The organism is Burkholderia sp. BC1, assembly GCF_052683555.1.
The window spans coordinates 17665-30851 of sequence record NZ_JBQYLP010000067.1 but is presented as its reverse complement, the minus strand read 5'-3'; the positions used below and the strand labels follow the sequence as shown (position 1 = coordinate 30851).

General features: G+C 60.5%; 12 protein-coding genes and 1 pseudogene. 4 read left to right on the top strand and 9 right to left on the bottom strand.

Going from position 1 to position 13187, the window contains the following annotated elements:
* Window positions 1–2 precede the first annotated feature (2 nt).
* The 9 genes and pseudogenes from ACSHSS_RS24620 to merR form a co-directional block, all read right to left on the bottom strand.
* Window positions 3–593, bottom strand: a complete 591-nt coding sequence (locus ACSHSS_RS24620) for a DNA methyltransferase (protein WP_445545668.1) — start codon at window positions 591–593, stop codon at window positions 3–5.
* A gap of 141 nt (window positions 594–734) precedes the next feature.
* Window positions 735–6338: a KfrB domain-containing protein gene (locus ACSHSS_RS24615; RefSeq protein ID WP_445545667.1), complete on the bottom strand. Its 5604-nt coding sequence runs from the start codon at window positions 6336–6338 to the stop codon at window positions 735–737.
* A 92-nt stretch (window positions 6339–6430) separates the two neighbouring features.
* Window positions 6431–6736, bottom strand: a complete 306-nt coding sequence (locus tag ACSHSS_RS24610; RefSeq protein ID WP_261508081.1) for a hypothetical protein — start codon at window positions 6734–6736, stop codon at window positions 6431–6433.
* Between the two features lie 369 nt (window positions 6737–7105).
* Window positions 7106–7366 carry a hypothetical protein gene (locus ACSHSS_RS24605; RefSeq protein ID WP_060332455.1) on the bottom strand — a complete coding sequence of 87 codons (261 nt, stop codon included), beginning with the start codon at window positions 7364–7366 and terminating at the stop codon, window positions 7106–7108.
* A 138-nt stretch (window positions 7367–7504) separates the two neighbouring features.
* The gene (locus ACSHSS_RS24600) at window positions 7505–8158 is read right to left on the bottom strand and encodes a hypothetical protein (RefSeq protein WP_261508085.1); all 654 of its coding nucleotides are present in this window, start codon (window positions 8156–8158) and stop codon (window positions 7505–7507) included.
* Window positions 8159–8274: 116 nt separating this feature from the next.
* Window positions 8275–8631 (bottom strand): hypothetical protein, encoded by a 357-nt coding sequence (locus tag ACSHSS_RS24595; protein WP_445545666.1) that lies wholly within the window; start codon window positions 8629–8631, stop codon window positions 8275–8277.
* On the bottom strand, window positions 8619–8873 hold the full coding sequence (locus ACSHSS_RS24590) for a hypothetical protein (RefSeq protein WP_060332457.1): 255 nt from the start codon (window positions 8871–8873) through the stop codon (window positions 8619–8621). The genes ACSHSS_RS24595 and ACSHSS_RS24590 overlap by 13 nt, the downstream gene beginning before the upstream one ends.
* A gap of 510 nt (window positions 8874–9383) precedes the next feature.
* Window positions 9384–9796, bottom strand: a pseudogene (locus tag ACSHSS_RS24585) (EamA family transporter); the annotation flags it as partial.
* A 68-nt stretch (window positions 9797–9864) separates the two neighbouring features.
* Window positions 9865–10299 (bottom strand): Hg(II)-responsive transcriptional regulator, encoded by a 435-nt coding sequence (merR, locus tag ACSHSS_RS24580; protein ID WP_027813560.1) that lies wholly within the window; start codon window positions 10297–10299, stop codon window positions 9865–9867.
* 70 nt (window positions 10300–10369) lie between these two features.
* Between merR and merT the strand changes: the two genes are divergently transcribed.
* The 4 genes from merT to merA all read left to right on the top strand — a co-directional run bounded on the left by merT (window position 10370) and on the right by merA (window position 13187).
* The gene (gene merT / locus ACSHSS_RS24575) at window positions 10370–10720 is read left to right on the top strand and encodes a mercuric ion transporter MerT (protein WP_027813559.1); all 351 of its coding nucleotides are present in this window, start codon (window positions 10370–10372) and stop codon (window positions 10718–10720) included.
* A 14-nt stretch (window positions 10721–10734) separates the two neighbouring features.
* A complete protein-coding gene (gene merP, locus ACSHSS_RS24570; protein WP_027813558.1) occupies window positions 10735–11010 on the top strand; it encodes a mercury resistance system periplasmic binding protein MerP in 276 nt (91 codons plus the stop codon).
* Between the two features lie 83 nt (window positions 11011–11093).
* Window positions 11094–11462: an organomercurial transporter MerC gene (merC, locus tag ACSHSS_RS24565; RefSeq protein WP_428840219.1), complete on the top strand. Its 369-nt coding sequence runs from the start codon at window positions 11094–11096 to the stop codon at window positions 11460–11462.
* Window positions 11463–11507: 45 nt separating this feature from the next.
* On the top strand, window positions 11508–13187 hold the full coding sequence (merA, locus tag ACSHSS_RS24560) for a mercury(II) reductase (protein ID WP_027813557.1): 1680 nt from the start codon (window positions 11508–11510) through the stop codon (window positions 13185–13187).

Here is a 13187-nt window from a genome sequence, read left to right as displayed (position 1 = left end):
GTTCACAATGTGGAACGACGGAATTTTCTGGGGTTCCGGCGTAGATCCCCACCTTGTGCGTCAAACGCGTTAACGCGGCACGCATCGATATTCAATGCCCCCGTGCCCCACCTAAGGACGTTGGTCTCGACGTTACCCACGATCGGCTTTCTGGCGACGCAAATGGGCTCATGCGCCGGCTTCAGCCCTCCCCTGGCCCAACCTTCGAAGCCCGCTTCAATCATCCGCAGACTTGATTCGTCTCCGCGAGCGGCTTTCTCCGCGGACCACAACTCTGCTTTCGGCATTCCCGAACCGTAGATCCAGACAATCTGGTCCCGGATCGAAAAGCCCGCATCTTCAATCGCACACACCATGCGATGACTCGTGCGCGTGCCGCCGAATGCGAAAAGATAGCCGCCGGGTTTCAATGCACGCAGGCATTCGGCCCACATGCTGGAATCATAGGCGACCCCATTGCGGTCCCACCCCCGATTCATGAACCCGAGTTCATACGGGGGGTCACAGATGACGGAGTCGACAGAGTTGTCGGGCAGTGCGGGCAAGACCGACCGGCAATCGCCGACAAGGAGCATGTACTGATCGCTTTGCATGGGGGCGTTGATTAGCCATCAAAGTGATAAAATAATATCACTTCGGCGTGCTTGCGCGGCTTTCGGCGTCAGCGCCGACGGCGACGTCGGCGATTGCAATTAGCGCGCGGACCAGCGCGCGCGCCCTTACGACCAGGGAATTTAGCGCTCGATGCTCGCGGCGCTTTCATGGCCACGAACAACCGCGTGCCCTGCTCGATAGGTCATCCTCACATAGTCGCCGACCTTCACCGGCGCCGTCATCACCATGTCGCCCCGGTGATGAAGGATGCCCTTGCCAAGGCCGGCGTCCTGGACGAGGTAATGGTCGGTCTGATCGACTATCCGCCCGGCATACGCACCACTATCACGCTGCGCGAATTCAGGCATGAGCCCCAACTCGGCCGCCTTAGTCCTCGCGAACGCCTTGAGTTCCAACACCGACTCCGCGGCGTCCAGCATTTCCTCACTCGCGAACCGTTTGCCTGGTGCCGTCGCCACCGCCATCGCAAGCTGCGGATCGGATTTGATGCGCTCGATCAATCCCGCATGCACTTCGTGCCCGCCGTCCCATTCGAATAGCGCTTCGTGGCCGCGATTGAAGATATCGGCCGTGCGCAGGGGCTCCTGCGCGCCACGCAGATAGTCCTGCGCCGCCTTGTCGATCGACTCGCGAACCTCGATCGCATATGCCTGTTCGCGCGCAGCGCGCTCCGCCATGTCCGGGTCAACAGCCGAGAACAGATCGCCTTCACGCCCACCCATAGATTCGAGCGTCGCGGGCTCCCACGTCGACACGTAGGCCGGGTCGTCCTGCATCTTCCTCAACTCGGTCATCACGTCTGCGTTGTTTTTGCGCAGCAGCTCAAGTTCCGCCAATTGCACAAACGGCTTCGCCAGCTCCTGCCGTACCTTCTCCAATTCGACGCGCTCGGCTTCGTTGTTTTCGATTGTGTATGCAATGTCGCTCTCGATGCCATTCAGCGCGTTGTCCATGCGCTGAATGAACCCGGTCACGCTGAACTTGTCGTCTTGCGAATAGACTAGATTGCCGGGCACGTACACGCGTGATCCTTTCAAGGCAAACTGGACGTGACGTGCATCGGCGGTCGCCGTGACCTTGAAACCTCGGTACTCGCCGATATGCACAACCTGCGCCTTGTCGCCCAAGTGCTTCGCGCGTCCCTCGATCGCGCGTTGCATGCCGGACAGTACCGACTCCATCAGATGATCCTTCGAGTCCGCGTCGAACACATTGACGCCGACCTTCATCTTCCACTCGTCGGACGTGTTCGCGTCGCGCAGCGCGGCGTCCTTCCGATAGTCGGTCAGCACGCGCTCTGCCCTATCATCAGCCTGCGACAGCCACTCCGCACGACTTTCGAGTGAGTGCCGGTTTCGCTTGTAGTTCGCGTGCAGCGCTTCCATCTTTTTTAAATCAGCCGACAACTGCACCTGCAGGAAGATGAGCGGGTTCCCGGTCGCCGCTGCTTTCATCTCGGCCGCGTTTGCAGCTTCTCCTGCAACATCCTCAATCACGCGCGATAGGCCATCGCCCTTGCGGAACTGTTCGATCGCCCGCGCCTTGTATTCGATTGTCTGCCACATGCGGGCATCGTAGGTTTGCTTCGTCGCGTAGCGCAAAAGCTCGATCTCAAAGCCGTCCGGGTCTTCTGCATAAAGCAAGTTGCCCTGGCGAACGATGCGCCCCTCGCGCTGCTCGAGGTCGCGCGGACGCCACGGCGCATCGAGATTGTGCTCGGCCACAAGCAGATCCTGGACGTTCGTTCCGGCGCCCATCTTTGACGTAGACCCCAGCAGAAAACGCACATCCCCGCGGCGAACCTGCTCAAAGAGTTTCGCGCGTTGCAGGTCCGTTTTCGCTTCGTGAATGAAGCGGATTTCTTCAGCAGGGATGCCGCGCGCAATCAGCTTCTCCCTGATATCGTCGTACACCGAGAACTTGCCGCTGCCACGACTCGTCAGCAGCTCGTCCATCGACACTTCCTGCTCTTTGGCCGGACCGTCTTCGCCCTGGCCGTCATTCTCCGCATCCTGCACGACCGAGCCGACGGCAACTGCCTTCGGCGTCGACAGGTCGCAGAACACAAGCTGCGTACCGCGCTTGTGCGACCATGCGTTATAGATGCGAACCATCTCATCAACAGCCACGTTGATTTTGCTGCCCTCGAAGTCTGGCGCGTCAGGATCGATCAAGCGAAAATCCAGCCCCGCCTTGCGCGCATCGTTCGTGATCTTCAGCGGGTTATCTTTGCTGGGGTCGTGCGGCAGATTCTCCATGCGGTGAATAATCGAGCCCGGTGTCCAGTCCGTGATAACCGCCCCGTCTTCGCGCCGAATCTCGTTACCCTCGCTGTCCAGCACGGGCGTCTGCTCGCCCATGTAGCGCGCCTGCAACGGTGAGCGATCGACTACGATGATCTGCGGCTTGCCGCCCTTGATCTTCGGGACCGGGAACCGCGTGCCGCGTTCCGCCGCCTGGCGTTCAAGATCCTCGCGCGTCACGACATCCGCGAACGACCGATACAGTGCCTGCAACTCAGGCACGTTCTGGAATTTCGAGAAGCGCGAATTGAGCCGGTAATTCACGCCAGTAGCGTCCAGTTCCCAACCCGTCACGACCTGGCCGAATGTGCTGGCCCACGCGTCGAAGTGATGGATGCCGCGCGACTTCAACTCGTCGTACTGCATGTATCGCTGCATCGTGTAAATTTCAGCGATGGTGTTTGCGACTGGCGTGCCTGTTGCGAAGTACACGCCTCGGCCGCCGTGCTTCGATTGCAGGTAGCGCGCCTTCACGAACAGGTCGAAAGCCTTGTCGGATCCCTGAAGGTTTCCGAGACCCGCGATACCGGACAGCGAAGTCGTGATGAATAGATTTTTGAACTCATCGGCTTCGTCCACGAAGAGTGCGTCGACGCCCAGTTCATCGAACGTCACGACGCGATCCTTGGCGCCTGTCTCCGCGGCGCGCTTCAGCTTCGCTTCCATGCGATCGCGCGCTTTCTCCATCGCCTTGATCGTCACGCGGTCGCCCTTCTCCGACTTGATCTGGATGATTGCGTCGGTCAGGTCGTCAATCTGCTCGTTGAGAATCCGCTCAAGCTCCTGCGGCGGCATGCCGATTTTTTTGAAGCTCGAATGCCCGACGATCACCGCGTCCCAAGCTCCCGTCGCAATCCGGGCGAAAAGCCGCTCGCGATTTTCCTTCTGGAAATCGCTCTTCTCCGCGATCAGCACGTTCGCGTCGGGGTACAGCTTGTAGATGTCGTCTTTCCACTGGAGCAGCAGATGGTTTGGCACGACGAACATTGCTTTCTTCGTCAAGCCCATGCGCTTGCTTTCCATTGCCGTTGCGATGCACGCGAACGTCTTGCCGGCACCGACTACGTGATCGTACAGCTCGGTGCCATCTTGGATGCCGCGCCAGATTGCATTTTTCTGGCTAGGCCGCAGCTCCACCGCGTTTGAGGCACCCGGCAACGTCAGGTGCGAACCGTCGTAACGCGGCACGACGTTCGTATTGAAACGCTCGTTGTAGAGCGTGGCCAGCATGTCACGACGCGATTTATCTTCCCACACCCAATCGAGAAACGCCTGGCGAATCTCGTCGGCCTTCTGGCTCGCAGCGGCCGTCTTCGCCTCGTTCGTCTTGCGGATCGGGTTGCGGTATTCGTCGTAGCCGACGACGTCCTCGACTACGATCGCCTTGTTCGTCAGGATCGCCTCAACAATCTTGTTCGCGGGCATGTCTTCGGTGCCCCACGTGACGCGCATCGTGGTCTGGTCGCCCATGCCGACCTTCGCCACCCATTTCCCGAGCGTAGGCTGATATGACACGCTGCGATGAACACCGCCGAAAATGTGCGTCACGAAGTCGTCAACCACCCGATCCGGCACCCACGTCGATCCAAGCTGAATCGAAATATCGACCGGCTCGATGTCCTGCGGCTGCACGAGTCGTAACGCCTCGACGTTGGCGGCGTAACGTGGATCGTCAAGCGCCGCAGCCTGCGCGACCTTCAGCTTTTCCTTTACGTTGCCCGCCAGGTAGCGATCGGCGGTTTCCCACCGCTGCCCTTCCGGGTTCTGAAAAATGAGCCCCTGAAGGTCTCGGACAATCGCGTCTTCGTCACGGCCGCTCAGGCGCACCATCAAATCGAGGTCGACGCCGCCTGTATCGTTCATCGACACCACGAGCGCGTCTTTCGCGCTGCTGACACTGGTAATCTCCCGGCGCGGGTTCATCACTCGCCGCGTGAAGATCGCGGCCTTCTGCGCGCTCGGCTCGCGCGCCTCGACTCCATGCTTGCGCGCGAGATCCTTTGAGATGCCCTTGTCGTAATCGCGTTCGAGTGATTGAAGCAGCGGGAAATCGGGGTCCTCGCCCATCGCCTGCTTATTCACGAGCGCGCTGATATAGCCGTTGCGCTTTACGAAGCCGTCGTACACACGATTTAGCCGGTCACGCATCGCTTCGAGCGTCGCCTCATCCATGTCGTCGTTGCGCTCCGCGCGCATCAACTCGCGCAGCGCGTCGCGAACCTCGACCAGCCCCTTAATTCGCTCCAGCGCCTTCTCGTTTTTGCCCTCGACCAGGCGGGCCTGCCGATTGTCCAAAAGATCATCGAGACGCTGGGCGACGCGGCCCGCTTCCGTCACGAAGTACGCGCCGATCTTCACGGTCTCGGGCACGTCGATCTGCTCGGCCGCAACAGCGTCGATCTCTCGCTCGGCGTCGCGACCGATGTAGATGCCTTCAGGCAATTGCTGAATCGCTGCGGCGAGGTCCGCCGCGAGGTCTTGCCCCTCGGGTGCGATCAGGGCCGGCGTGCCCTCGGCGTACTGGGTGCCGGCGCGCTGCATCGAACCCAGCATCATGTGCGGCCTGTCGATGAAATACGTGTTCAGCGGCATGTCCCGCCCGCCGAGCGGGTCGGGAATCTCGCCGACGTCGATCCAGCTTCGATCGGGTGTCTCGCCGGCACGCGCCTTCTGCAGGAAAACGATGTCGGTCGTGACTTCCGTCAGTGCATTCTTCTTGAAGGCCGTATTTGGCAGACGGATTGCGCCGACCAGGTGCGCTCGGTCTGCAATGTGTGAGCGCGCGGCGCTGTCTCGCGCGTCCATGAAGTAGTTCGAAACGACGACGGCGACGAGCCCGCCGTGGCGAACCTTGTCCAGCGACTTCGAGATGAAATAGTTGTGGATCGAGAACGACGAGATATCGCGATGGTGTGCGTCGTAGACCGACTGGCTTCCGAACGGCGGGTTGCCGATCGCTAGATCGAAATACCCGCCCGGAATGGTGACTTCCTGAAAACCCTTGTTGATGATCGAAGCTGACGGGTACAGGTGCTTGGCAATGCGCGCCGTGACAGGATCAAGCTCGACGGCCGTGACGCGCGAGCGTTCGCGCAGCGCTTCGGGCATTAACCCCACAAAATTGCCACTGCCTACTGCTGGCTCGAGCGTGCGGCCACCGGTGTACCCGAAGCGCTCGAGCGCCTGGTACATCGCTTCGATCACCGGCTGGGCCGTGTAGTGTGCGTCCTGCGTCGATCGGCGCGCGGCCTCGTACTCCTCCTTGGGCAGGAGTTCGGCCAGTTCCTGATACTCCGAGCGCCATTCCGTGTTCCGATGATCGAACGCCTGCGGAATGCCGCCCCAGCCGACGTACCGCACGAGCACCGCCTGATCCTCGCGTGTCGCCGGCCGCCTATCCGTTTCCAGATTCTTGAGCAAACGAAGCGCTGCAACGTTGTCGCGGTACTTCGTTTTAGCCCCGCCCTCGCCGAGCCGGTCGGCGAGCGTGATCGTGTAATCGCTGGCCGGCGTTACAGCAGCTCGGTCTGCACTCCGTTCGACGTCAGGATTTCGTGCTCCGTCACCCCTTGCTGCAACTGCTCCGACGCTTCCAGCAAGATCGTGTGTTCGATCGCCTGCTGATCCAGCAACCGCCCCAGCAGCACTACCTCTCCCTCCGTCTCCAGCGCCTTGAGCTTCGCCGGCGAGTTGAGCGCCCAGCGGTCGAGAATCTTCCACGCGCGCAGGTGGAACGGCTCCGAGCGAACTGAAGAGATCGTCTCCGGGGAGAGGACCCGTTTTGCCACGTCCAGCGGCTTCATTTCTCCGGTCAACATCTTTTGCTCCTGTCTGTTCATCCACTGGGTCCGCAGCGGCATCTTCGTTGATTCGATCGATCGCCGCAACGGTCTCATTGAAACTGAAATCGAACGCAAGTTGGGCCTGTTGGCTGTTTCTCTTCATCGCGAGCCTTTCAACGTAACGTGAAATTTGCTAGCCTCTCGCTGCCTAACGGCAGGAGGCTTCGGCGTGGCTCACTGGCCCAATCCAGTGTGCTCGTGATCCAGGCGTGCTCCAACACGTCTGGATCGCTTCCTTATCGAGCCGCGTGCAGGCCAAACTGGCGGTGCGACGCGCTTCACACTGAATGGTATAAATAAATCATACCGCAATCATCCGACTATCGTCGTCATTCCCTTCTGACGTCAGAAGTCCTCCCCGACAAAAAGCGAGTCGGTTATCGGCCTCAAATTCTCCACCTTTACCGCAAACTGCACAGCCTGGCCCTTCTTTCCAACACCCTCAACGACCATCCGGTTTCCGGGGGCCGGCGCGATAACGCGCACAACGTACCCTGTACGCAGAGTCGTGCTATACCGTCCGTTATATCGCGCAAGCGCATTGGGTTTCGACAGCCACGATATCTCGGCATCAGACTGCTTCTGCTCGCGTTCCTTGAGGGTCATCGCCGACTCCCGTTTTGGTTTCGCACTTCGCGGTCGATCCCGCGTGGCCCGCGAAGGCATTCAAGCAGTGTTGTCATCATGATGATGCTCTCCGCTCAACGCTTGACAATGAGATTGTTCATTGAGAACTCTCTTTTCCTATGCAACTTTTCGCCGAATCGGGGTTTTTAGCTCTGTCGAACTCCGCGGGTCCGCAGTCAGCCCGCGCTCCGCTAGATACAACGCGAGTTCTAGCCTCCTCACTTTCTCGGCCAGATCGACGTTCTCGCGTGCAAGGCGGTCGGCTCGCCGTCTCTCGTCCTGCAACATCCTTTCGTATCGCTCATCAGATCGCGACAACGAACGCCTACGCGCAATTGAGAACAGAACGCCCCGCTCTGCGTCCTGATCGGCCTCATGTTGAAAACCAGACCAGTCCCCGAACGATGATCGAAGCGACGGCCATCCGTTTCCCGTCGGCCGCAAAACCTCGCGGACTGTGCGGCCGTCCGCGTACAACAGTCCCCACCGTTCCGGCAGATCTGACAGCTGGATCACGTCGGGCGGGCACAGGTAGAAGCGATACGTGCCGAGCCCTCCCGCTATGCGATGGGGTTTGCGCGCATCAGCCAGAAAATCAGCCCGCGACGCCTTCGCCTCAATCACCGCAGAGCACTGCGATCGGAACCCAATCACATCGGCTTGTTCCCTCGTCCCGCCAGTGACCAGTTCAGTCGCGACAACAGCGAACCCTTGGCGTTTGAGCCATCGTTCGCCCAGCGTCACAAGCAGCTTGTGAAGGTCCCCTGACATAGAGCGCTTTCCTATCCACGTTGCCTATTACGGTAGCTATGAACAAGCTGTTTGTAGTCGATGTATCGCCGCCATAGTTGAACACCATCAAACCCCCTGACTATCCATTTTTCAGTCTATTGAAAGAAGTGCTTCGCCGCTAAAAAAGTCAGGCCAAAGAGGTTGACAATGCTAACGACGCAGAGCGCGATGGCAACGTACCTTAGCACTTCAAGGGCACCACCAATTAACGTGTTCTGGACTTCTTCAAGTTTGCCATCGTGATCCCGGTGCGCAAGAATCCACGGCAGCATCATCGTCGCCACACAAACCAAAGCGGTAGCTGCGTACCCTATGTTGACTGCGTGCGAACCCAACCACGGGCTGTACGACTCGAGAAACTTAGCGAATTCCGGCTTGGTCGCGACGGACTGCGTCAGGTACATGGCGAGACCACCGGCCGCGATCATCAGCGCAAAAATCAATGGTGGCATGGGACATTGTTTTCCGTAGGCAATTTCGTGCGTTTAGCGTCAGCAATGCCGCGCTCGAGGTCTGCAATGTTCTGGACCACATCGATGTACGAAACGTAAGGCGTTGCGCCGTGCACTTCTACAGTGGCCGACGTATCGCCCATCGCGTTGCGAATTGCCGCGATGGTCTGTGTGAACGCCTCGCCCTGAAATGGCGCTTTCTGTTCGGCCGACGCGCCGGCAAGGTTGATCGTGAGATGCACGCTTGTTTCCCGTTTCCCGTTGCGTTAGCTCGAAATGATGCCGAGGATTTTCACGTCTGCTAGACGCACTCGCAGACGCCGTGCGACTGCGCGTTGAGCCCGCGTAATCAGATCGTATCCATTTGATGGGTCAACTATGCGAGCGACAAATTCGACGTTGCCGGCGACGAGTTCGCCGTGCTTCACAGCCTCGTAGGTAGCAGACACCGCAATCCGTTTGTGAACGAACAATAGAGTTTGACACAGCGCGCACAATAAAATCAGATGCTTAGCGATCTACTGGGTTAGGCACCGATGAAATAGAGCTTGACACTAACGCAATCCAACACAATTCGCAGAAGCATTTTGCGACAAAAGAGTTTGACACAAGTTGTAATGCCCCAAGGGTACACCGGCGCCGACTGCCGAAGCTTCTAGCCTCTGATCAGAGCGGGAACGGCACCTCGTAATCTTCGTCTTGCCCGTGGCATATCGCCTGCTCGCCGTTCTGCACGCGCTCAGTTCGCGCACCTAATGCTTGTGCCGGTGATGCACATCCGGGAAGTGTGCATGCGAATGGGTGATGGGCAGGTGCACATGCGGATGGGTATGGGGTTCATCGCTATCGAATGGGAAATCGTGCTCGTGCTGGTGATGTTCGTCGTGGCGATGGCGATGCGTGTGTTCGAGAGGCTCGTGCGTATGCTCATGCTCATGTCGTTCACGCACGTGCAGCCAAATGCCCAGCGCCATCATGGCGGTGGCGATCCAGAAAGACACGGACGGCCACTCGGGCCAGATAAGCAACGATAGCGCCACGCCGAAAAGCGGCGCAACCGAGAAGTAGGCGCCGGCCCGGGCTGACCGAGGTGCCGGAGCGCGATCACAAAGAACACCAGACTCACGCCGTAGCCGGCAAGCCCGGTCAGCATCGCAGCAGCGACCGTGATCGCGCCCGGTAACGGGTGCCCTCAAGAAACGGACTTTTGCGTACGTTAATGGCGAATGGCACTTACGCGGCGCCGACGTCACGTGGTTCTTCGCCTCGCTGCAATGAGGCAATCAGCGGACACGACACGTTGCCCTTGCGCGAATGGCACGCGCACACGAGCTGGGTGAGCACGGCTTCCATGCGTTCGAGATCGGCGAGTTTGTCCTGAATGTCGCGGAGCTTGTGCTCCGCGAGGCTGCTCGCCTCGTCGCAATGCGTCCCATCCTCCAGTTTCAACAGGTCCGCTATTTCGTCGAGGCTGAAGCCCAGCCGCTGGGCCGACTTGACGAACCGAACCCTCGTCACATCGCCTTCGCCATAGCGGCGAATGCTGCCATACGGCTTATCCGGTTCCAGCAGCAATCCCTTGCGCTGATAGAACCGGATCGTCTCCACATTGACGCCGGCGGCCTTCGCGAAGGCGCCGATGGTCAGGCTTTCGCTACCGTTATCCATACCGCTTGACTCCGTACATAGGTACGGAAGTAAGGTTACGCTACTCAGTGGATATTCGGAAGGGCAGCGTATGGCGGAACAGCAGAATGGGCGCGGCGCACTTGCCGCCGGCGGACTGGCCGCTATCCTCGCGTCGACCTGCTGCCTCGGGCCACTGGTGCTCGTCGCGCTGGGTGTGAGCGGCGCCTGGATCGGCAATCTGACTTTGCTCGAACCCTGGCGGCCGGCTTTCATCGGCGTGGCACTGGTGGCGTTGTTCTTCGCCGGCCGACGCATCTTTCGGCCCGTTGCGGTGTGCAGGCCCGGCGAGGTGTGCGCGATTCCACAGGTGCGCGCCGCGTACAAGCTCATCTTCTGGATCGTTGTCGCGTTGGTACTGATCGCGGTTGGTTTCCCCTACGTACTGCCCCTGTTCTATTGAACCTGGAGTTCATCATGAAAAAGCTGCTTGCAGCACTCGCGCTCGCCGTTGTTGCCGTCCCGGTCTGGGCCGCGACGCAGACGGTTACGCTGTCTGTGCCCGGCATGACGTGTGCCGCCTGCCCCATTACGGTCAAACACGCGCTGTCCCAAGTTACGGGCGTCGAAAAAACGGATGTCCGTTTCGAGCAGCGCGAAGCCGTCGTGACGTTCGACGATGGCAAGACGAGCGTCCAGGCACTGACCAAGGCTACGGCGGACGCGGGCTATCCGTCGTCGGTCAAGCCCTGAAACTACAGAGGTACTGCAATGTCATTCGTCACGCGCGCGGCCGATAAGGCCGGTTTGCTTGGCAGCATCGTGTCGGCGATGGGCTGTGCGAGCTGCTTCCCGCGATCGCCAGTCTGGGCGCCACCATTGGTCTGGGCTTCCTGAGCCAGTACGAAGGGTTGTTCATCCGCATCCTGCTACCGGCCTTCGCCGGCGTCGCGCTGTTCGCCAATGCGGTCGGCTGGCTCAAGCATCGGCAGTGGCGCCGTACCGTGCCCGGCCTGATCGGGCCGCTGCTGGTGCTGGCAGCCGTGTTTGTGATGCGCGCCTATGGCGAGCGCAGCGGCTGGCTGCTCTATCCCGGTCTCGCCATTATGGTGGCGACATCGCTCTGGGACCTGTTCTCCCCGGCCCAACGCGTCTGTGCCACCGATACGTGTGATTCGTGCACGGGCAGCGTGCGCAAGGGTTGAGTAGTGGCGCATCTAACTAAATCCATGAAAGAACGGAGCAAGGCGATGATGACCTTGAAGATTGACGGGATGACCTGCGCTTCCTGCGCCGAGCATGTCAGGCAGGCGCTGGAAAAGGTGCCCGGCGTGCGCTCGGCAGCGGTCTCCTATTCCAAAGCCCTAGCCGATCTGACGGTCGATGAAGGGGTTAGTCACGACACGCTGACTGCCGCGGTGACGACAGCCGGCTATCACGCCAGGGTGGCTGACGTGCCACCCCACTCAGCAGGCCTGCCCGGCAAGACGCCCGGCTCGGCGGAAACTGGTGGGAAGCGTAGCGGCGGTGATAGCGCGCTGCGGGTCGCCGTGATCGGCAGTGGTGGCGCTGCCATGGCGGCTGCGCTAAAGGCTGCCGAAAACGGCGCGCAGGTGACGCTGATCGAGCGCGGCACCATCGGCGGCACCTGCGTGAACGTCGGCTGCGTGCCCTCCAAAATCATGATCCGTGCCGCCCATATCGCGTATCTGCGGCAGACGAGTCCCTTCGACGCGGGCATTACCGCGACGGCACCGGCCATTGACCGGCCGCGCATGCTCGCCCAGCAGCAGGCGCGCGTGGACGAGCTGCGCCACGCCAAATATGAAAACATTCTCGACACGAGCCCGAACATCAACGTCCTGCACGGCGAGGCGCGGTTCACGGGAAGCCATTCGCTCACGATCACGCTGACCGCCGGCGGCGAACGTACGGTGTCGTTCGATCGCTGCCTGATTGCCACAGGTGCAACTGCCGCAGTGCCGCCGATTCCGGGCCTGAAGGACACGCCGTACTGGACCTCGACCGAAGCGCTGGTGAACGACGCGATTCCCGAGCGACTGGCTGTGATCGGCTCGTCGGTAGTCGCACTGGAACTGGCCCAGGCATTTGCACGGCTGGGCAGCCATGTTACGGTCCTGGCCCGTCACACGCTGCTCTACCAGGAGGACCCGGCGATCGGCGAAGCCGTGACGGCCGCCTTTCGCGCCGAGGGCATCGAGGTGCTGGAACAGACCCAGGCAACCCACGTGTCGCACGCCGATGGCAAGTTCGTCGTCACCACGAACCACGGCGAGCTGCGGGCCGACCAGTTGCTGGTGGCAACAGGTCGTGCTCCCAACACCGGTAGTCTGAATGTGGCGGGCGCCGGCGTGCAGCTCGACGAGCGCGGCGCCATCGTGATCGACGGCGGCATGCGCACGAGCGCACCGGATATCTATGCGGCGGGCGACTGCACCAACCAGCCGCAGTTCGTCTATGTCGCGGCGGCTGCCGGTACACGCGCGGCGATCAACATGACCGGAGGTGATGTACGTCTCAATCTCGATACGATGCCGACGGTCGTCTTCACTGAGCCACAGGTTGCGACGGTTGGCTACAGCGAGGCGCAGGCGCACCGGGCGGGCATCGAGACCGACAATCGCACCCTAACGCTCGACAATGTCCCACGTGCGCTGGTGAACTTCGACACGCACGGCTTCATCAAGCTGGTGGCGGAAGCCGGCACCGGCCGGCTCATCGGCGTGCAGGCGGTGGCGCCCGAGGCGGGCGAACTCATCCAGACGGCCGCGATCGCGATCCGCGCAAGGATGACCGTGCAGGACCTCGCCGACCAGCTGTTCCCGTACCTGACAATGGTCGAGGGGCTCAAGCTCGCTGCGCAGACCTTCTCGAAGGATGTGAAGCAGCTCTCATGCTGCGCGGGATAA